Origin of the sequence: Aestuariirhabdus haliotis, assembly GCF_023509475.1 — a bacterium.
Taxonomy (GTDB): domain Bacteria; phylum Pseudomonadota; class Gammaproteobacteria; order Pseudomonadales; family Aestuariirhabdaceae; genus Aestuariirhabdus; species Aestuariirhabdus haliotis.
Window position 1 is genome coordinate 1 of the sequence record NZ_JAKSDZ010000018.1, and the last position, 20,107, is coordinate 20,107.

The window sequence follows — 20,107 nt, forward strand, 5'->3', positions numbered from 1 at the left end:
AGGACCGCCCTACGGGGCTTTCAGGCGAACCCAGACTCTTTGTTACGCCTTTTTGAAAGGTCTAGACCTTACTGCAAAGACGTGCCGCGATTCTGAATTCGCCTGAAAGCCAGAGCTCATCTGAATTAATCAGAGGTGCCTTAAGGCTTAATGGCTCTGTTCCCGATCAGACCGTTAAAGAACCATTCAGGGCCAAAATGGCGTTAACTGCGGGCTTGCCGGCATCACCGGTAGATCCCTAATAGCTGGGTATTAGCCATGCTTATAGCATTGTCGCCTATCAGGGTTCATCTTCTCGAAAGAGGCTGTGGGTGTATCACTGCTGTTTGAGCAAATGGTGATTGGCTTATGGATCGCTGCCGCCTTTTCTGGCTCTCACGACGGCCAACAGGGGTGTCGGAAGTACCGCTTTTGCAGGAGCAAACAGCGGTCTACTTACTTATTTACCTTCGATCGCTTCCGTCATCCCTGGCTTACGCAATCCACTTACTCGTTTACCTTGGATCGCTGCCGCATCCCTGGCTCACGCGATCTACTTACATCCTTGTAAGCAAAAAAACCGGGCGGAGCCCGGTTTAAACAGAGTAGGTTCAGCCCGCTTGCGCGGGCTGGACTATCGTTTGGAGACGCGCTTAGCGACGACCCTCACGACGTAGAGCAGATGGGGTGTACTGCTTGGAAGAAACCTGGAAACCAAACTGGTAACCCATTTTTTCTTCGTTCTGCAAACCCAATACCAGGTAGCGGCCAGACAGCAGGTCGTTCAGAGTCTCCGCTGCGTACCAGGGGGTATCGATTGGGTAGTAGTGCATGTTGTACGCCTGACCCACACGCCACAGCTGACCACGACCATCGTAGTGATCAATAACAGACGCCTGCCAGGTATCCTCATCCAGATACATCACACGCTTGGCATAGATATGACGGGCGCCTTCCTTCAGAGTACCGACCACTTCCCACACACGGTGTAGCTCGTAACGGGTATATTGAGGATCAATATGCCCAGCTTCGATGATATCGTCGTAGGAGTGCTCCTTGGAGTACAGGTCGTAGTTGTTGTAAGGAATATACATCTCTTTCTTACCGACTATTTCCCAGTCGTAACGATCGGGGGCTCCGTTGTACATATCGAAGTTATCCGCCGTACGCAGGCCATCACTGGAAGTACCTGGACCGTCATAAGCCACCTGAGGGGCACGACGTACACGACGCTGACCGGCATTGTAAACCCAAGCCATACGGGGCTGCTCAACCTGATCGATGGTTTCGTGGACCAGCAAGACGTTACCCGCGAGGCGCGCAGGCTCCAGTACGCGCTGCTTGAAGTAGAACAGCAGGTTACCTACATCCCCTTCGAAGTCGGTGACCTTGTTACTGAAGGTAAACTCGTCCTGGAACTTAACGGGGGTGAAAGAACCGTTGGCGGTCGGCGTTGCCTGGATGATCGTACGCTTGGTGCTACCACCGCGATAGCGCACGATATGGTTCCAGATCGCCTCTACACCAGCCTGCGGGATCGGGAATGGCGTAGAACCGATATCGGTGTAGTTCTCCAGGCCATTGCCACCGCGTACCGTGCTGGTATTGGTCGCATTGCTAAAGGTTTGCTGCTGCACATCATCCGGAACCGTCGCCGTACGATGGCTCTTGTAGACCGGCATGCTGTAGGTTTCCGGGAAACGCTTGAACAAGGCGATCTGGCCCGGGCTCAGCTTATCGGCATACTGCTCATAGTTTTGCGCCGTAATGGTGAACTCCGGCTGCTCATCGGCAAATGGATCGGCCAGGGAGCCATCATCGAAGAAGGGGGCGTACTCACTGCGCAAACCACCTTCCCACTTGGGAATAGAACCATCGGCATTACCACCGCGCTCGGCGCCCAAAGGAGTCAGGTCGGTATTCAGGCGCGCCGCCTCCTCAGGAGATACGGCCGCCATCACACTGGCGCTCATCAAAGTCAGCGCTACTGCACCGGCACCGATTATTTTTTTATGATTGATCATTATTTTTATTCTCCGTAATCCGTTTCTTAGAAGGTCATACCAACACTGGCCGCGAAGAAGTCACGATCCTGAGTTGTGTTGTACTTGCCATCGAAGAAATCGGTAAAGGAAACACTGGCGTTATAGGTGTTCAGGTAATCCGCACGTAAGGCAACAGAGACCGCTTTACGATCCTCGAGGAAGTTGGTGTTAGGGGAAAAACCATCAACATCGTGCTGCCAAGCCAGGGAAGGCTTCAGGTTAATACCAGCAAAAACATCGTTATATTCCCAAGTTGCACGAGCACGATAACCCCAGGAAAAATCGGTTACAAAACCTTCATCTTCACAGTAGTTGTTTTGTCCGCCACTCAGGCTAGTTGCCAAGCCATCACAAGTACTAACTCCTGGTGCCAGAAAGCCATTCAAAGGTCCTGTTCCAAAGACCGGATCTCGACCATAACGCAGGTCACTTGAATCATCTAAACCACCAACCCAATTCGCACCCACTTCACCAACTAGCGATAACCGGCTAGCGCCCATCACCTGATCGAAGAAGTGGATCGCTGTTAACTGAGCTTGAGTCACCTCTTTACGCACATAGCCATGCACTGTTTCACCTGGACTACCATTTATTAAGGAAACGTTCCCCAAAGCACCACCAAGATAAGCGCTAGAAGCAAGCCCAGAGAAAAGAACATCTGTAGTATTTAAGCCTATAGGGGAATTAGGGCGATAACTCACCTCACCACTAACAGCAGTAGTTCCCAACGTTGTCGCAAAACTCAACCCATAGAGGCGAATATCCTCTGCGTACTCCATGAAATATTCTGAATTACCCGCAATAACTACCCTACCGCTAGGATCACCAATCGCATTGGCTATATCATAAACATCCTGACTTGCTCCGACACCACTAAGCACAGGAGTGCGACTATGATAGTGAATAAAGTAGGCACCAAACTCGGTATCGTTTAATTCCGGCACATACCAACGAAGAGCGGCTCCCCATTGCCCACTGTCACTGGGTTCATCGTTTTTAACTCTAGGAACGATTGTACCTTCGGCACCACCACTAATGCTGTAATCACCCGTTAATCCTAAACCACCGGCAGTAGCTGCAATACCCGCATTAAGAGCAGCAACATCAGCATCTGTTAATGGCGCTAGTACTGTTAAATTATCATTACAGCCTTGGGCCGCCACATCGGGCCCAGAGAAGAAAGTACCACAGTTGTCCAGCGTGGTGGGTTCCCATTCAAACTGATAAAAGGCTTCAAAACTCAGGTTATCGGTAATTCCCTGCTGCACATAGAGCATAGGTACGGGCATCAACCCTTCCTTGATTTCGGCGCCGGGCTTACGGAAGGCCGAAACATCGACAGGGTTGATACTATTGATAGAGTTTTGAATAAAAGTTGATTCACCCCAGCTAACCACCTGATTACCCAAGCGCACACTACCGGGCTGCTCTAAAAACTCATAGTTGTGCCATGCATAATAATCCAGGAATTCGGCACCTTTGGTTTGCGCCAGGCTGCGACGGCCCTTGTCGCTGATATTTTTAAATTCGGTATCGCGACGCTGCTCAAAGTCATACCAATATTTGCCTCGAACAAAAACACCGCTGTCGCCGTAGGTTAGCTCCAGATCATGAATACCCTTGACCACCTCGGATACACGCTGGCCCTTTTTATAGTTCAGGTGGTTATCGTCAGTGGTTTGCGACAGACCCGCACCACCATTGTTGGCACCGATATAATCCTTATCCGGATTGGACGCCGCCCAAGTAATACCGTAAGAAATATTGGAGTCGAAGGTACCTTCGATCTCGCCATCCATCAGTTCAAAACTAACTGCTTGGGCCTGGGTCGACAGCACCGCTGCAGTCACCGCCGCCGCCAGCGGAAGGCGGGCTACCTGGTGCCAGGCGCGTGAGGAATTACGCATACTCATTGGACACTACTCCATTTGTTTTTATGATTGTTGTCATGGTTGTTATTAAGGCGTTTTTCGCCTCTTTTATTGTTATAAAATGCAGCTATTGAAAGCCGATCTCGACGTTCGATAACCTTTAATCTGAGATCCCTCCCCTATTGTGCTCCCACTATAGACCTTCAGGTTTGGCCAATTAATCATCCTAAAGAGTGAAAACCACCGCCAATTGAAAAAACCGCCATAAATCACACCGAAGACAGGAAGGCACCATCACCTTTCAGGTACTCGGCATAGTCGGCACGAATCTGCTTTTTGTTGAGTTTGCCGACGCTGGTCTTGGGGATCGACTCCACCACAGCCACCTGGGTTGGAATCGCCCATTTGTTAATACGCCCCTCCTCGACATAGCGCTTGAGGTGATCCTTGATGCTCGCCGCATCAACCTCTTCGCCCGGATGGACCACCACCAGCGCAAAGGGGCGCTCATCCCACTGGGGATCGGGCACTCCGACCACGGCCACTTCGGAAATGGCCGGATGCAGGCTCATCAAACCTTCCAGATCGAGAGAAGAGATCCACTCACCGCCGGTTTTAATGACATCCTTGATACGGTCACGAATCCGGACCGTACCCAACTCATCGATAGTGGCAACGTCACCGGTGTGCAACCAACCATTGGCCCAAAGCTCTTCGCTCTTTTCCGGCTCCTTAAAGTAGCCCTGAGTCAGCCAGGGTGCGCGGGCGACAATCTCCCCCACAGACTCACCATCATGGGGTTGGACATTGCCTTCCGCGTCAACCACTTCCAGCTGCACCAGGGGCACAGGGATACCGGCGGCGATACGATAGTCAATCTGCTGATCGTCGGTCAGCTCTTCACGTAATGTCTCGGTGACATAGGCGCCGCAGAGCAACGGGCAGGTTTCCGACATGCCGTAGGCGGCGGATAATTGCACGCCTTTATTGAGCGCTGCCAAGGCCAAGCCTTTATTCAGGGCCGAGCCACCAATCAACACTTTCCAGCCATCGAAGTTGGCTTGCTGGGCGCGGGAGCAACCCAGGATCATCTGAATAATGGCCGGCACGCAGTGGGAATAGGTCACCCCTTCACGCTGTTGCAGATCCACCAGCAAGTCCGGCTCGTAACGCCCCGGATAAACCTGCTTGACACCCAACATGGTTGCCACATAGGGCACCCCCCAGGCGTGGACATGAAACATCGGCGTGACCGGCATATAGACATCATCCGAATTCATCAGTGGCGAGCGACCTAAAGCGCCAAGGGTCGCCGTTTCTACCAAGGTATGAAGCACCAGTTGGCGATGGGTAAAGTAAACCCCCTTGGGATTACCGGTGGTGCCAGTAGTATAAAAGGTGGTGGCAACACTGTTTTCGTCAAAATCGGGGAAATCACAATGGGGCGCTTGTTGCGCCAACAGGGCTTCGTATTCACCCACAAAGGGCAAACCTGTTGGAGGGCTTGCGCCTTCGCTATCGCTGATCAGCATATAGCTTTCGACGGTCTCGAACTGGGACTGCATTCCCTCTAGCAGAGGAAGGAATTCATCATTCACCAGAATCATCTTGTCTTCGGCGTGGTTAACGGTGTAGATAATCTGGTCCGGTGACAGGCGCACATTGATGGTGTGGATGATCGCGCCGATCATGGGAATAGCAAACATCGCCTCCAGATAACGGTGGCTGTCCCATTCCATCACCGCCACCACATCACCCGGTCCTATACCGGATGCCTTCAGGGCGTTGGCAAGACGGCAGATGCGTTCGTTCAATGTTTTATAGTCGTAGCGCACCTGATCACGATAGACAATCTCACGCCCCGCCTCGTAGCGACGACCGGATAGCAACAACTGCTTGATTAATAAGGGGTAGGGATAGGCGGAGGGAGTTGGCTCAAGGACACGGGTTTGGGTCATAGGTTTGCTCTTATTGTTGTTATTACTTACGCGGCCACCGGACTCTGCCAGTTTCCAAGCCAAGCTTTGCGCTACAGGTTTGACTCTAATGACATCACTATATCCAGCGCCCCCTTTCCTCCCTATCGCCATAAAGTATGATTTTCGAACCGCAAGGAATGATTCAAAACCGGAAGCGGGCCAATTTTGATACCATAGACTCATCCCTGTACCGCCACTAATAACATCGGGCCAACCCCGAGCATGGTGCAGCCTTTCTCAATACAATTCAGGAGCAAACAAGATGTCAGATGATTGCGTAGTCATTGTCAGCGGGGCACGTACCCCTATGGGTGGTTTTCAGGGCAGTTTGGCGAGCGTCAGCGCACCAGAATTGGGCTCTATCGCGATTGCCGAGGCGGTCAGCCGCGCCGGAGTTGATGCCAACGATGTACAGGAAGTGATTATGGGTTGCGTGCTACCGGCCGGCCTGAAGCAGGGCCCCGCCCGACAGGCATCTTTGAAGGCTGGTCTACCCGAAGCAACCGGCTGCACCACCATCAACAAGCTTTGCGGTTCGGGCATGAAAGCCACCATGCTGGCTCACGACCTGATCAAAGCGGGCACGAACAACATTATGGTCGCTGGCGGCATGGAGAGCATGAGCAATGCACCCTACGTACTACCCAAGGTTCGCGATGGTTTGCGTATGGGCCACGGCGAGGTCAAAGACCATATGTTCCTGGATGGCCTGGAGGACGCCGAAACAGGTCGCTTGATGGGCTCCTTCGCCCAGGAAGTAGCTGACCGTTACAGCATCACCCGGGAAGAGATGGATGCCTTTGCCATCGAGTCCCTTCAGCGAGCTCAGCGTGCCATTGATGCCGGCGACCTCAAGGCCGAGATTGTTCCCGTGACCGTAAAAAGCCGCAAAACTGAAACCGTCGTGGCTGACGACGAACAACCTCACAACGCCAATATCGGCAAAATCCCTCAGCTGCGACCCGCCTTTGCCAAAGATGGCTCCATTACCGCAGCCAATTCCAGCTCCATCTCCGACGGTGCTTCGGCGCTGGTGTTGATGCTCGAATCGGAAGCCAAGCAACGCGGCCTGAAGCCTTTGGCCCGTATCGTTGGGCACAGCACCCATTCCCAGCACCCATCAGAGTTTACCATTGCCCCGGTTGGCGCCATGGAGAAGCTGTTTACCAAAACCGGCTGGAGCAAAGCGGATGTTGATCTGTTTGAGATCAACGAAGCCTTCGCCATGGTCACCATGCTGGCAATGCGGGAACATGGGCTTGATCACAGCAAGGTTAACGTCAACGGCGGTGCTTGCGCCCAGGGCCATCCGGTGGGATCGACCGGCTCACGCATTATCATCAGCCTGATTTACGCACTGAAACAACAGGGTAAAAAGCGTGGTGTGGCCTCGTTGTGTATCGGCGGCGGAGAAGCTACCGCAATGGCCATCGAGCTCGTATAAGGTTTCGGCCTAGACAATGGCTGACAGGGACGTCAGCCATAAGGTTCTCGGCGCATCTTACCGAAACGTGGCTGCCATCCTTACCTGATTCGGTCTGATTACTTCTGTTCTGGACTGCTACCGGCTTTCCTGATTCACGCAACTTGCTTACTTTTACCCTGGATCGTTACCGCCGCCTGTGGCTCACGCGACGACCGACAGGGACGTCGGAAGTATCGGTTTTGCAGGAGCAAAAAGCGATCTACTTATATCTACCTTGGATCGCTGCTGCCCTCCCTGGCTCACGCGATCTACTTACATCCTGTAAGCAAAAAAAAAGGAACCGCGTGGCGGTTCCTTTTCTATATGGTGGGTCGTGGGCGACTCGAACGCCCGACCAATTGGTTAAAAGCCAACTGCTCTACCAACTGAGCTAACGACCCGAAAAATGGTCGGGGTAGAGAGATTCGAACTCCCGACATCCTGCTCCCAAAGCAGGCGCGCTACCAGACTGCGCTATACCCCGAAATGGCTCCCCGAGCTGGACTCGAACCAGCGACCCAATGATTAACAGTCATTTGCTCTACCAACTGAGCTATCGGGGAACTACACAAGACTTCCGGCCCCATAAATGGGTCACCCTCAACCTTGGAGCGCGCATATTACCTTAGCCAGCTCGAGAGTCAACCCCTTTACCAGGCATTCTCACGGAGATTCTTCCCCCATCCTCCAGCTAGACCTTTATCTCATGGATGTTCGATAAAAGTTGGCTAGAGCCTTGGATTATTAAGGCATATACTGGCGCAAATGGTTCTGCATCGCAGCAGGCAGGCCGTTACGAGGGAGCTTTATAATGAACTACTATAAAAAAAGAGACTTTTGACCAAAAAAGTCTCGCATAACAACAGGGAATACCATGAGAGAAACTGAGCCGCCCAAGGTTGTCAGCCTGCAAAGCCGGAAGGAGAATCTGGATCATATCCAGCCGCGCTTCCAGCAGCTCATTCAAGACTGCCGTAAAATCACCATGAACAGTACGGCCAGTTTGCTCGCCGAAATGTTCGAAAACATCGACGATGCTCTATTCGATGCGGCTGAAAAAGCAGAAAACAACTCCATCCAAACCCTGTTTTTTGACAGCATGCGGGAGGTGCGACTCAAGCGCCCCCAGGCAGAGCGGGTCTTCCATCAGGAGATTTCCCAGCTCTTTACCGACTTTATCGAATCGCGCCCAAAGATGAGCGGGCAACAAGACGATAGCCAAAATGTCGATGCAGAAGATCTGTCGCTGGTTCAGAACGAAGCTTATGAAGAATCCCTGGTCGTCACCAACATGGCCACCAAGGTTAATGGGCGCTGCACCGAAGCCCTGTATGCACTGAACCAAAGACTCTCAATTGTTATTAATGGCGATAAGGTGGACGAGGGTAGCAATCCGGTGGCCGCCAAGAAAATCGCCACCAGCTTCTGCAAAGCCCTGGAAGCACTGGAGACCCACAAGCGTATTCAGGAAATCCTGTACCAGCTGTTCGACGAATACGTTATGACGGGCCTGGATGCGATTTACGATGACTTGAACAAACGCCTGATTCAAGCGGATGTCTTGCCTAACCTGAAGTTTTCTGCCCGCCAATACGCGGAAAGCCAGGGGGCAAAACGACACCTGGACATCACCGATGCCGGCAAGGATGACGCTGAAGGCCCTGACGAATCTGAAGGCCATGCCCCGGTGCCGAGTCAACCCCAGCCTCACACCCAGTTCCCACCAGGCGGGCATCAGCCATCAGTTCAAGACCAGCCCAATGAGCAAAAGCATGCAGCCCCCCCTTTTGTTCCGGGCACAGGGCAACCTGCACCTGCCAATAAGGGTCCTCTGGCCAGCAATATACCGCAGCACTATGACAACAGTACGCCACAGGATGCGGCCATGGACGGCGCCACCTATATGGACCCGGCGACCAGCGACCAGTTATTCACGGCAATCAGTGACCTGATCACTAACCGCCATGTCAATGATATGCCGCTGGAAATCCCCGAAGCGAATTTCCGCAGCGTACACGCCTTTTCTCCTCCCGAAGAGGGCTTACAGCCTTACACAACCGATGATTTGCTACACGCACTAACCGCGCTGCAAAAACAGAATCTGGATACCGAAGGCACCCCCTTCACAACCCCACAAACGGTCAACGCCTTCAAGGATGACCTGGTAAAACACCTTAATGCAGACGAAGAACACAACAGGAACATATCTACCGAAGATGCAGACATCATCGATCTGGTCGGAATGCTGTTCGACTTTATTCTGGATGACGAAAACCTGCCGGATGTGTGCAAAACAGCCCTTAGTCACCTCCATACGCCCTACCTGAAGATAGCGCTGACCGATAAGGAGATGTTTGTTCGACACCAGCATCCCGCGAGGCGCTTGCTGAACAGCATGGCCCAGGCTGCCGTGTTGTGGGCACCCGATGAGAGCAACGACCGGGGTGTTCTGGGCAAAATTCAATACGTCGTGCAACGAGTTATTAACGACTACAACGGCGATATTGAACTGTTCGATCTGCTGATCAAAGATTTCAACAATTTTATTAATTTACTTAAACGACAGTCGGAAATTATCGAGCGACGGGCCGTCGAAGCAACCAAAGGCCGTGATCGTCTGCTGGCGGCAAGAAAGACAGCACGAGAAATACTGGAAACCCGCATTCGAGATGAGCAACCCCCTAAGACCACCGTGCACTTCCTGCTTTCGGCATGGAATGATGTGCTGGTTTTTGTATTACTACGTCATAGCGAGGAGAGTGATGCCTGGCAACGGGCCAGCAACATCACCGACGATATTTTCTGGAGTGTTGAGCCCAAATACAACAAAGAAGAAAAAGACCTCTTAAAAGAGAAGCAGCCCCACCTGATTGCCAGCATCAAGGAGCACCTGATTAATCTGGGCGGGCATCAGGAAGAGGACATCAAGGGACTGGTCAAGCCTTTAGTTATGTGCCAGCGCGCCGCATTACGGGCGATTCAAGGCAAACCCCTTGAAACGCCTGAGCATCATCCGGTGGAAGCCGAGGTAGAGGCTGCTGCCCTGGCAACTCTTGGCGGCATCCCCATTGAAGAAGAGGAAGCCGAACCTGAAATAGAAAATCAGAATGTCGATATCGACCCCGACCTGATCAATCGCTTAAAAAAGCTTGAATTTGGTACCTGGTTCGACTTTACCCAAGCCGATAACTCTATACTTCGGTTAAAGTTAAGCTGGTTCAGCCCCACGACACTGAACTATATGTTTGTCGATACTGTCGGAAATAAAGCCGCAGTAAAGCCTATTTTTACTTTAGCCACAGAACTGACTACAGGAACAACCCGCTTCGCCGAAATAGAGCGAGCCCCACTAATGGATAGAGCGATGGAGACAATTCATAACCTCCTGAAACGCTTTATGGGCTCTTAGCCGCCCAACCATTTCGTTCGTTCCTTTCACTCAAAAGAGACTCAAGGCATGCAGGAAAATCGCAAAGAAGGCCGCGTAAAACTACAGAATAATCTGGACGTATACGACTGCAACACCGAAAAATACATGGGCAGTCTGGTAGACATATCCAGTGATGGTTTTATGCTAATGAGTAGCGAACCGATTAAAACCAACACCATTTTCCAGTGCCGGATCAACCTTCCGGAGACGGTCGATGACACCGATGTCATTCATATCGGCGTGGATAGCCTCTGGTGCAAGCAAAGCATCACTCCGTCTCATTACTGGACAGGCTTTCATTTAATCGAAATTAACGAAAAAGATCGGGACATTATTAACAGAATTATGTCTTTTAGCAGCACCCCCATGGATTAGTGAAGAACCAGACACTGGGTCCGGTTTTCGAAACCAAAAAGGTGCCTGTATGGTTTTGCATCGAACAAAACAAAAAGAGGGCGCCTATGGCTCCCTCTTTTTATTGAACCTCTAACAGTCAATCGTATTTTACAGATTTATCCGTTACCAAAGCTTAGGGCACCTCTGATTAATTCAGATGTGCCCTTAGTAGAAGTTCATACCATCGCTTTCAGCAGAAACATGAATGGTTTTACCCGGCTCAAACTTACCGGCCAAAATCTCTTGCGCTAATGGGTTTTCAATCCAGCGTTGAATCGCCCGCTTCAGCGGTCTCGCCCCATAGACAGGATCGAAGCCAATTTCTACCAGACGGTTCATCGCTTCATCATCCACTTCTAAAGCTAAATCCTTCTCCTTCAGACGACCACGCAGCAGATCGAGCTGAATACTGGCAATTCCGGCAATCTGCTCAGCAGCAAGGGGATGGAACACCACAAGCTCATCCACCCGATTAACAAACTCGGGGCGGAAATGTTGACCTACAACTTCCATCAAGGTGTTTTTGATCTCCTCAAAGTCGCTACCGCTGATATTTTGAATCAGGTCCGAGCCCAGGTTAGAGGTCATCACCACCACGGTATTACGGAAATCAACCGTTCGCCCCTGACCATCCGTCAATCTGCCATCATCCAACACCTGCAGCAGGATATTAAAAACATCGGGATGGGCCTTTTCAACTTCATCCAACAACACGACGGAGTAGGGACGACGACGCACGGCTTCGGTCAGATAACCGCCCTCTTCATAACCCACATATCCTGGAGGCGCACCGACCAGCCGAGCCACTGAATGCTTCTCCATAAACTCCGACATATCGATGCGCACGATGGCCTCTTCGGTATCAAACAGAAACTCTGCCAATGCTTTGCAAAGCTCGGTTTTACCCACACCGGTGGGACCCAGGAACATAAAAGAGCCATTAGGACGATTCGGCTCCGAAAGACCGGCTCGGGAGCGTCGCACGGCATTAGATACCGCAACCACGGCTTCTTCCTGGCCAATCACACGTCGATGCAGGGACTCTTCCATACGCAATAGTTTTTCACGTTCGCCTTCCAGCATCTTGGAGACCGGTATACCGGTCCACTTGGAAACAACTTCAGCAATCTCTTCATCGCTGACTTTATTTCGCAACAATTGCATGTCGTTCATTTCAGCCTGACTGGCGAGGTCGAGCTGTTTTTCCAGATCAGGAATTCGTCCATACTGCAACTCAGACATAGCGGCCAAATCACCTCCGCGCCGCGCCGTATCCAGTTCCACTCGCGCCTTTTCCAATTCCTCCTTAACCTTTTGAGACCCGTGCAAAGCTGCCTTTTCAGACTTCCAAACCTCATCCAGATCAGCAAATTCTCGCTCTAGCCGCCCGATCTCGCTATCGAGTTTATCGAGTCGTTTGCGGGAAGCCGCATCCTCTTCTTTCTTCAGGGCTTCTCGCTCAATTTTATATTGAATCAACCGGCGTTCCAGTCGATCCATAGCTTCGGGTTTGGAGTCCATTTCCATACGGATACGACTGGCCGCTTCATCCACCAGATCAATCGCCTTGTCCGGTAATTGACGGTCAGGAATGTAGCGATGGGATAACTTGGCGGCAGCAATAATGGCCGGGTCGGTAATGTCCACACCATGGTGCACCTCATAACGCTCTTTAAGACCCCGCAGAATAGCAATGGTGTCTTCTTCCGAGGGTTCGTTAACCATAACCTTCTGAAAGCGTCGCTCCAGTGCCGCATCTTTCTCGATAAACTTACGGTATTCATCCAGAGTCGTGGCACCAACACAGTGCAACTCACCGCGAGCCAGCGCAGGTTTCAACATATTCCCTGCATCCATGGCGCCATCGGCTTTACCAGCCCCCACCATTGTGTGCAGTTCATCGACAAAAAGAATGATTCGTCCTTCCTGCTTGGAAAGTTCATTGAGCACCGATTTTAAGCGCTCTTCAAATTCGCCCCGGTATTTTGCCCCAGCCAGCAAAGAGCCCATATCCAAGGCCAATATGCGCTTGTCTCGCAATCCTTCGGGCACCTCACCATTGATAATACGCTGCGCCAGACCTTCCACGATCGCCGTTTTACCGACACCAGGCTCACCGATAATTACTGGATTATTTTTGGTGCGACGCTGCAAGACTTGAATGGTCCGGCGAATTTCATCGTCCCGGCCAATCACCGGATCAAGCTTGCTTTGCTCGGCCCTGGCGGTCAGATCGATGGTGTATTTATCAAGCGCCTTGCGGTTATCTTCTGCGTTGGGATCATTGACTGCTTCACCACCACGCAAATTATTGATCGCCATTTCCAGCGCCTGTCGGCTAACACCTTGCGCGTTCAACAGTTCACCCAACGGCCCTTTATCTTCCATCGAGGCAAGCAAAACCGTTTCGCTGGAGATAAACTGATCCTGGTTTTTTTGCGCCAGTTTGTCGGCAACATTCAACAAGCGACCGACATTCGCGGACATCTGAATATCCCCATCGGGATTTTTCACCTTGGGCAAACGCTCAAGCTGCTCGTCCAGTTGTCCACGTAATTTTTCAACATCAAAGCCCACTTGCCGCAGCAAAGGGCGAATGGAACCGCCCTGCTGATCCAGCATGGCCACCAGCAGGTGGACCGGTTCGATGTAATTATGATCTCGCCCTACAGCAACAGACTGCGCATCTGACAGGGCACCTTGCAACTTACTGGTTAATCGATCGATTCTCATTATCCTCACCATATATCACTATTGGCGTGGGTGCCTTTACCGATCTTGTCACTGCTCAAGTCTTGGCGAGCGACACCCGCAGCCCGCTTAAGTTACAAACTATATGGTGGTGATTCGGCTTTTTTTCAAGCGCTGTTCTCGTTCAGTTTGAAACTCCTGCCTTCAATCCACGCATCAGGGATCGATTAATACCCCCGGATTGAGTATCGCATCGGGATCGAGTTGAGCCTTTACAGCCTGCAAGCTTTGAGCAAACAGATCGGGACGCTGTTGGTCATACCAGGGCCGATGATCACGACCGACCGCATGGTGATGCGTAATGGTACCGCCCAGTTCAATCAAGCGGTTAGCCGCTGCCGTTTTAATCGCTTCGCATTGCTCGATCATGCGTTCCGGGTCGCCATAAGCGAGAAAAGTAAAATAGGGAGCAGCGCCATCAGCATAGACATGGGTCAGCCGACAGGAAACAAACCCCGTTCGACCAGTAACCTCTTTGATCGCTTCGATCGTCGCTCGCCTTACCGAGCGAATAAACTCCGGTAACCGCTCCCAGGTCATGGCCGTTTCGAAGGTTTCATTGATGATGCCCCGGGCACACAAATATTCGCGTAAATAAGGCATTTTCAGAAAACTCTGTTTCCACTGCTCTGAGCTATCTTCACCAACAGTTGCAAGTTCTTCATCCTTACTTCCGACGCTCTCGGCTGACTCATTACCCTGCTTAGCGTCTCCAGCCGACACATCGATCGAGGGCAGGCCTCCCGCATTTTCTGCGATGTTAAGCGCTTGCCGGAATCGATCTTCACAGCATTCGCCGCAAGATTCGAAAGCCAGTACCAACACAGAACAGTCTCCTGCCGCGATGCCGTTCAGCATGGCTTCACGCGCATCAAGCAGGCGGCAATTCGAAGGCATCAACCCCGATTGAGCAATATCTTTGACGGCCTCGAGTGCAGCATCATAGTCACTAAAGTGAATACTGGCGGACCACTTTCTGGTGGTACGCCGGCGAATTCGTACCCAAGCTTCGGTAATCACGCCCAGAATCCCCTCCGAGCCAATCATCATCCGATCAGGGCTGGGGCCCGCACCGGACCCCGGTAAACGACGCGATTCAATGATCCCCTTTGGGGTCACCACCCGAACGCTTTCGACCAGATCATCAATATGGGTTGGCCCCATCACAAAATGCCCGCCAGCCCGGGTTGCAATCCAGCCTCCCAGGGTGGAAAACTCGAAGGACTGGGGAAAAAAACGCAGCGTATACCCCATAGGCTTTAGCTGAGCCTCCAGATCCGGGCCGTAAATGCCGCCCTGTATCCTGGCGGCCAGAGACTGTTCATCGACCTCCAGCACCCGATCGAAACGGCGAAGATTCATCGCCACTACAGGACGGTCTGATTGCGGTGGTTCAACCCCTCCCACAACGCTCGTACCACCACCAAAGGGGATAATGGTTACGCCCTCGTCGGCAGCCCAGGCATACAGGTCAACAATATCCTGCTCGCTCTTCGGGTAAGCCACCACATCGGGGGGGTTGGAAAAATCATTATTCAGTTTGCGCACGGCGTCATAAAAGGATTGACCGTAACTGTGCAACGCACGATCGTATTTATCAGTCGAACAAACAGACTTGAGGGTTTCCGGGACCTGACACCTTGGCGAGCGGAGCTCAAGGCTTGCAAGTGTCGGAGGAGTTAGCCGGGGTAGCTCAGCAATCCCGAAAAGGGCTTTGGCGAGGGTTTCTACCTGACGAATGTATTGCTCATCTAGGCCCTGGCCTTCATAGCCCCAACCCCAAAACTTGAGTTTTTGCTCCATAACGAACTCCGCATTTTTATTGTTATAGTAAAACGCCGGCGCATTAAGCCGGCGGTATTACAAACCACATACAGAGATTTTTATAGCACCCTAAAACCACCAGATACCAGCGACTAATCGAGCCAGATGATGCTCGCCATGCGCCCGGTGACCGGTGCTCGTCGGTAGGAGTAAAACAGGCCCTGCTGGGAGTACGTGCAATACTCGCCTCCGCTGATATTCGTAACACCGGCGCGCTGCAGTCGCTGCCGTGCCAGCTGATAAATATCCGCAAAAAAATGCCCTGGGCGCTCACTGCTCGGGGCAAATGCGGTCTCAGCCTCAAGGCTGTGATCGCAAAAGGCCCGATGCACCTCAGGCCCGACTTCGAAGCATTGGGGCCCAATCGCCGGGCCGAGCCAGCAATGCAGATCCGCCGGATCACAAGCGAGCTGTTCGATGCTGTTCTCCAGAACGCCAGCCAACAGACCGCGCCAACCGGCATGGGCTGCGGCGACCCGGTCGCCCTTATCATTACACAACAAAACCGGCAGGCAATCTGCCGTCATAACCACACAAGCTTGGCCCGACTGCTGACTGTAAACGGCATCGGCTTCACGCACTTCGCCATCTGACCTTGCCTCTATCACATCCACGCCATGCACCTGATGCAACCATTGCGGTGGCAGGTTTAAACCAAGTTCCTCACACATCTGCTGACGATAAAGGGTTACTTGCTGCGGGTCATCGCCGACATGATCGGCAACATTGAAATGATCAAAAGGGGCGACACTGTCGCCCTTGACTCGGGTCGTAACCAGGGCATGGACGTTGCCCGGGGCGTCCCAGGATGCCTTGATATAGCGGCCCAGAAACAGATCAGGCATCGAGCGCATCATGAGCTTGCTGATCCTGCTCCAATACCGATAGCAGGTTCTGAAAATCTTCCGGTAGAGGCACTTGCCACTCCATATATTCATCCTTGGTCGGGTGATACAGACCTAATTGACAGGCATGCAACGCCTGACGGTGAAAGCCCTGCAAAGCCCGCTGAAGCTCATCCGTAGCACCCGCCGGTAGCCGTAACCTGCCGGCGTAGACGGGATCCCCGACCAGAGGAAAGTGGATATGACTCATGTGCACCCGAATCTGGTGGGTACGTCCGGTTTCCAGACCGACGCGAACATGGGTGTGATGGCGATATTTCTGCAACACTCGATAATGGGTTATGGCAGGTTTGCCGCTGGCATTGACCGCCATTCGTATTCGTTGGGTTGGATGGCGTCCAATAGGTTCATCCACCGTTCCTCCCGCGGTCATGACGCCCATGGTAACAGCTTCATATTCGCGACTGACGCTGCGCGCTTGCAGCTGTTCCACCAGATCCGTATGGGCGGCCAGGGTTTTGGCCACGACCATCAGTCCGGTAGTGTCTTTATCGAGCCGGTGCACGATACCGGCACGGGGCACGCTGGCGTTATCCGGACAATGATGCAACAAGCCATTGAGCAGCGTGCCCTGTGGGTTGCCGGCTCCCGGATGGACGACCAGCCCAGCCGGCTTGTTAAGCACCAGAATGCTGTCGTCCTCATAAAGAATATCGAGTGCCATGGCTTCGGGATCCCAGCGCTCTTCATCCTCAACCGCTACCTGAACCCGTAGGGTTTCTCCTCCCACCAGCTTGTCTTTGGTTTTGCGCTGGTGCTGATCAACCGTCAACTGGCCTCCGCGGATCCACTCCTGCAACCGTGAGCGGGAATAGTCGGGAAAACAATGGGCAGCGACCCGATCGAGGCGCTGCCCGCCAAGATCCATAGGAACAACGGCACTGAGTTCTATCTGTTCAGCCATAGGGGCCTTCTGTTAGCGTTTTGAGATTGGCTTGTGCTTTAGTTTACCGGCACTTTCGGTTACATTTTGGTTTACATTGACGGCTGTGTTTAAATGGCACCCAGCCATCGGACTGGCTCTACTTTAGAGCGCAGGGATTCCTATCAAACTTTCGTATCGGAGCCCGCATAATAACACAGCCCGGCCCAAATCCAGGCGTCCCTTTTGGGTAAGCGCCATGACGTTGACCAAGGAATGACATAGCTCATGCGATCACTTCGCAATCTGATCACACCATTACTGGCGTTAGTTTTAGTAGCCTGCGCATCAGACGATAAAGTTAAAATAGATGAAGGGTATTCGGAATCGGAGCTCTATCGCAAAGCACAATTTGCCCTGGAAACCACCAACTATGGTGAAGCCATTGATCATTTGCGTGCCCTCGAATCTCGCTTCCCTTTCGGATCTTACGCTGAACAAGCCCAGTTGGAGCTTATCTATGCGTATTACAAACGCATAGAGCCAGAAGCCGCCAAGGCAACAGCCGACCGCTTTATCCGCTTGCACCCTCAACACCCTAATGTTGATTACGCCTACTACATGAAAGGCCTGGCCTCCTACACCGCTGATGTGGGTTTAATGGAGCGGTATGTCGAGATAGACATGAGCAAGCGCGACCCCGGACAAGCCAGAGCGTCCTTTGCCGAGTTTGCCGAACTGCTGAATCGCTTTCCCGATAGTCCCTACGCAGCGGATGCCCGACAGCGAATGATTTTCCTTCGTAATCAGCTTTCACTGTACGAAATTCACGTTGCCGACTACTACCTCAAGCGCCGGGCTTATGTCGCAGCCGTCAATCGTGGCCAGTATGTGCTGGAAAATATGCAGCGCACCCCCGCCGTACCCGCCGCGATGGCCGTAATGATCGAAGGCTATCAGCGCCTGGATATGCAGGCAGAGGCTGATGCCATTCTCAAGGTTATGCGCATGAACTATCCCAAGCATCCCTCCCTTGATGAAAAAGGTAACTTCACGGGTTACAAGAATTTCAACGATGTTGACCCTTCGGTCTGGACGGTGATCAGCTTTGACCTGATCAGCACGGATGCCCCCGATCCAACACCACCTCAGCCCGAAAACTAAGCTTTAAATGAGTAGCTTTATGACCCTGATACGATTCCTGTTGGGCCGGATTATTCTGGCCCTGGACTTCATTTTCACCCCCAGATCCCCCAAACGTTCGCCAGAGCAGCAACAGCTGCTGGATCAACAAACCGCCAAACTGGCCCTGTACCAATTTCAGGCTTGCCCCTTTTGCGTCAAGGTCAGGCGCGCGATCAAGCGTCAGGGGCTGCATATTCAAACTCGCGATGCCAAGGGCGATTCGGGTTACCGCTCCGAACTGGAGGCAGAGGGTGGCCGCATCAAGGTACCTTGCCTACGCATCGAGACAGAGCAGGGTGATATTCGCTGGATGTACGAATCCTCAGAAATTATCAGTTATCTCGAACAGCGTTTCGCCTAACAAGCCGCTGAACGACCCGGCATCCTGAGCAGGCTGTTGGGTCAGTGCTCTGAACCAGCTACCAACCGCGCGGCAATCACCGAGTCCATCAGCAATTGCAGAAAGTGGAAGACGATGCAACACAGCAGTGCCAGTCCGGCTAACGGCCCTATCGCCATGGCCGCCATGACACTGATAGCAACCGGCAATGTCTTTTGCGAGGCGGTGAACAGCAGCGCAAGGCGCTTAGCTGGTTCGGATATATGATACTTCCCTGCCCAATAACTCAAACAAAGCAATGCTGAGTGCACCAACAAGGACGCCAAAGCGGCCCAAAGCACTTCATTGACCGCAACACTGAGTAGGGTTTGGTGAGAACGAGATAACAGCATCCACACCGTGCCAATTACGCAGAGGGAAGGTAGATAGCCCAACACCCACGCCGGCACAGGCCATTCCCGCCATCGCCGCAGCAGCATTCCTATAACAAAGGGCAACAAGACTAACAGCGCGAGCTTGTACAATAAATTCCAGGGCGACAATTCGACCAACCCCGAAGTGCCCAGTGTCCCACTCAACATCAGCGGAATACTAAACACGCCGAGCAAATTCAATATTACCGTCAGCATCAGGGATGCCGTGGCGTCCCCCCCTGCAATTCTCGTCATTACAATGGCCGACGACAGGGTTGAAGGGACGGCCGCCATGACCAGAATCCCGACCGACAGGGCCGTACCCAAGGGCAGCAGAGTCGCTACCCCCCAGGCGATCCAGGGCGCAATAATCAGATTGATTAATATCGCACTCAACACCAGCCGTCCATATCCGCTAGCGACAGCAGTGCCTTGCAAACGGGTCTGGTAGCCATTGATCACGAAGATGACCACCACCATCCATTGCACCAGACCCAACTGTTCAAGCCATTGTCCAGGCCCCGGTAGCAAAAGTGCCACGATAAAAGCCACCAACAGCCCGGCAGGCATAAAATATTTCATAGCGATTCAGGTGCTCTGCAGTCTAGTCCCATGCCTGGATAATTACCGTATCACGACCTGGCCCGACTCGACGCCCAGTA

The 20,107-nt window shown here is 52.5% G+C and carries 13 protein-coding genes and 3 tRNA genes; 5 read left to right on the forward strand and 11 right to left on the reverse strand.

Annotated elements, in window-relative coordinates; translation table 11 throughout:
- Positions 1 to 632: 632 nt before the first annotated feature.
- The 3 genes from MIB40_RS11520 to MIB40_RS11530 all read right to left on the reverse strand — a co-directional run bounded on the left by MIB40_RS11520 (position 633) and on the right by MIB40_RS11530 (position 5,853).
- Positions 633 to 2,003: a DUF1329 domain-containing protein gene (locus tag MIB40_RS11520; protein WP_249694230.1), complete on the reverse strand. Its 1,371-nt coding sequence runs from the start codon at positions 2,001 to 2,003 to the stop codon at positions 633 to 635.
- 26 nt (positions 2,004 to 2,029) lie between these two features.
- The gene (locus tag MIB40_RS11525) at positions 2,030 to 3,874 is read right to left on the reverse strand and encodes a DUF1302 domain-containing protein (RefSeq protein ID WP_249694232.1); all 1,845 of its coding nucleotides are present in this window, start codon (positions 3,872 to 3,874) and stop codon (positions 2,030 to 2,032) included.
- Positions 3,875 to 4,164: 290 nt separating this feature from the next.
- A complete protein-coding gene (locus MIB40_RS11530; RefSeq protein ID WP_249694233.1) occupies positions 4,165 to 5,853 on the reverse strand; it encodes a fatty acid--CoA ligase in 1,689 nt (562 codons plus the stop codon).
- A gap of 283 nt (positions 5,854 to 6,136) precedes the next feature.
- On the opposite strand from MIB40_RS11530, the gene MIB40_RS11535 reads away from it, so the two are divergent.
- Positions 6,137 to 7,318 (forward strand): acetyl-CoA C-acyltransferase, encoded by a 1,182-nt coding sequence (locus tag MIB40_RS11535; RefSeq protein ID WP_249694234.1) that lies wholly within the window; start codon positions 6,137 to 6,139, stop codon positions 7,316 to 7,318.
- A gap of 346 nt (positions 7,319 to 7,664) precedes the next feature.
- On the opposite strand, the gene MIB40_RS11540 is transcribed toward MIB40_RS11535, so the two are convergent.
- The 3 genes from MIB40_RS11540 to MIB40_RS11550 all read right to left on the reverse strand — a co-directional run bounded on the left by MIB40_RS11540 (position 7,665) and on the right by MIB40_RS11550 (position 7,902).
- A tRNA-Lys gene (locus MIB40_RS11540) sits at positions 7,665 to 7,740 on the reverse strand.
- A gap of 6 nt (positions 7,741 to 7,746) precedes the next feature.
- Positions 7,747 to 7,823 (reverse strand) — tRNA-Pro (locus MIB40_RS11545).
- Positions 7,824 to 7,826: 3 nt separating this feature from the next.
- A tRNA-Asn gene (locus tag MIB40_RS11550) sits at positions 7,827 to 7,902 on the reverse strand.
- Between the two features lie 311 nt (positions 7,903 to 8,213).
- On the opposite strand from MIB40_RS11550, the gene MIB40_RS11555 reads away from it, so the two are divergent.
- Together MIB40_RS11555 and MIB40_RS11560 are read left to right on the forward strand one after the other, a co-directional pair.
- On the forward strand, positions 8,214 to 10,748 hold the full coding sequence (locus MIB40_RS11555; protein ID WP_249694235.1) for a DUF1631 domain-containing protein: 2,535 nt from the start codon (positions 8,214 to 8,216) through the stop codon (positions 10,746 to 10,748).
- A 48-nt stretch (positions 10,749 to 10,796) separates the two neighbouring features.
- Positions 10,797 to 11,144, forward strand: a complete 348-nt coding sequence (locus MIB40_RS11560) for a PilZ domain-containing protein (RefSeq protein WP_249694236.1) — start codon at positions 10,797 to 10,799, stop codon at positions 11,142 to 11,144.
- A 186-nt stretch (positions 11,145 to 11,330) separates the two neighbouring features.
- On the opposite strand, the gene clpB is transcribed toward MIB40_RS11560, so the two are convergent.
- From clpB to rluD, 4 genes are all read right to left on the reverse strand, one after another.
- Complete coding sequence (clpB, locus tag MIB40_RS11565; RefSeq protein ID WP_249694237.1) at positions 11,331 to 13,898, reverse strand: ATP-dependent chaperone ClpB; 2,568 nt, start codon at positions 13,896 to 13,898, stop codon at positions 11,331 to 11,333.
- A 174-nt stretch (positions 13,899 to 14,072) separates the two neighbouring features.
- Positions 14,073 to 15,719: an FAD-binding oxidoreductase gene (locus tag MIB40_RS11570; RefSeq protein WP_249694239.1), complete on the reverse strand. Its 1,647-nt coding sequence runs from the start codon at positions 15,717 to 15,719 to the stop codon at positions 14,073 to 14,075.
- A gap of 113 nt (positions 15,720 to 15,832) precedes the next feature.
- Positions 15,833 to 16,597 (reverse strand): peptidoglycan editing factor PgeF, encoded by a 765-nt coding sequence (pgeF, locus tag MIB40_RS11575; protein ID WP_249694241.1) that lies wholly within the window; start codon positions 16,595 to 16,597, stop codon positions 15,833 to 15,835.
- Positions 16,578 to 17,549 (reverse strand): 23S rRNA pseudouridine(1911/1915/1917) synthase RluD, encoded by a 972-nt coding sequence (gene rluD, locus MIB40_RS11580; RefSeq protein WP_249694243.1) that lies wholly within the window; start codon positions 17,547 to 17,549, stop codon positions 16,578 to 16,580. Before rluD ends, pgeF begins: the two co-directional genes overlap by 20 nt.
- A 246-nt stretch (positions 17,550 to 17,795) precedes the next feature.
- Here rluD and MIB40_RS11585 point away from each other — a divergent pair, with 246 nt between their 5' ends.
- Both MIB40_RS11585 and MIB40_RS11590 read left to right on the forward strand, forming a co-directional pair.
- Positions 17,796 to 18,671 carry an outer membrane protein assembly factor BamD gene (locus MIB40_RS11585; protein WP_249694246.1) on the forward strand — a complete coding sequence of 292 codons (876 nt, stop codon included), beginning with the start codon at positions 17,796 to 17,798 and terminating at the stop codon, positions 18,669 to 18,671.
- A 19-nt stretch (positions 18,672 to 18,690) separates the two neighbouring features.
- Positions 18,691 to 19,053, forward strand: coding sequence for a glutaredoxin family protein (locus MIB40_RS11590; protein ID WP_249694248.1), 363 nt, complete (start codon positions 18,691 to 18,693; stop codon positions 19,051 to 19,053).
- A gap of 41 nt (positions 19,054 to 19,094) precedes the next feature.
- Here MIB40_RS11590 and MIB40_RS11595 read toward each other — a convergent pair whose 3' ends face one another.
- Entirely contained in the window at positions 19,095 to 20,027 is a 933-nt protein-coding gene (locus tag MIB40_RS11595; RefSeq protein WP_249694250.1) for a bile acid:sodium symporter, read from the reverse strand.
- Positions 20,028 to 20,107: the final 80 nt, after the last annotated feature.

Excerpts from the sequence above, each read along its gene's own strand:
- MIB40_RS11530 (WP_249694233.1), bottom strand. The coding sequence starts at position 5,853 with ATGACCCAAACCCGTGTCCTTGAGCCAACTCCCTCCGCCTATCCCTAC.
- MIB40_RS11585 (WP_249694246.1), top strand. The coding sequence starts at position 17,796 with ATGCGATCACTTCGCAATCTGATCACACCATTACTGGCGTTAGTTTTA.
- rluD (WP_249694243.1), bottom strand. The coding sequence starts at position 17,549 with ATGGCTGAACAGATAGAACTCAGTGCCGTTGTTCCTATGGATCTTGGC.
- MIB40_RS11570 (WP_249694239.1), bottom strand. The coding sequence starts at position 15,719 with ATGGAGCAAAAACTCAAGTTTTGGGGTTGGGGCTATGAAGGCCAGGGC.
- MIB40_RS11555 (WP_249694235.1), top strand. The coding sequence starts at position 8,214 with ATGAGAGAAACTGAGCCGCCCAAGGTTGTCAGCCTGCAAAGCCGGAAG.
- MIB40_RS11535 (WP_249694234.1), top strand. The coding sequence starts at position 6,137 with ATGTCAGATGATTGCGTAGTCATTGTCAGCGGGGCACGTACCCCTATG.
- pgeF (WP_249694241.1), bottom strand. The coding sequence starts at position 16,597 with ATGATGCGCTCGATGCCTGATCTGTTTCTGGGCCGCTATATCAAGGCA.
- MIB40_RS11590 (WP_249694248.1), top strand. The coding sequence starts at position 18,691 with ATGACCCTGATACGATTCCTGTTGGGCCGGATTATTCTGGCCCTGGAC.
- MIB40_RS11520 (WP_249694230.1), bottom strand. The coding sequence starts at position 2,003 with ATGATCAATCATAAAAAAATAATCGGTGCCGGTGCAGTAGCGCTGACT.
- MIB40_RS11560 (WP_249694236.1), top strand. The coding sequence starts at position 10,797 with ATGCAGGAAAATCGCAAAGAAGGCCGCGTAAAACTACAGAATAATCTG.
- MIB40_RS11595 (WP_249694250.1), bottom strand. The coding sequence starts at position 20,027 with ATGAAATATTTTATGCCTGCCGGGCTGTTGGTGGCTTTTATCGTGGCA.
- clpB (WP_249694237.1), bottom strand. The coding sequence starts at position 13,898 with ATGAGAATCGATCGATTAACCAGTAAGTTGCAAGGTGCCCTGTCAGAT.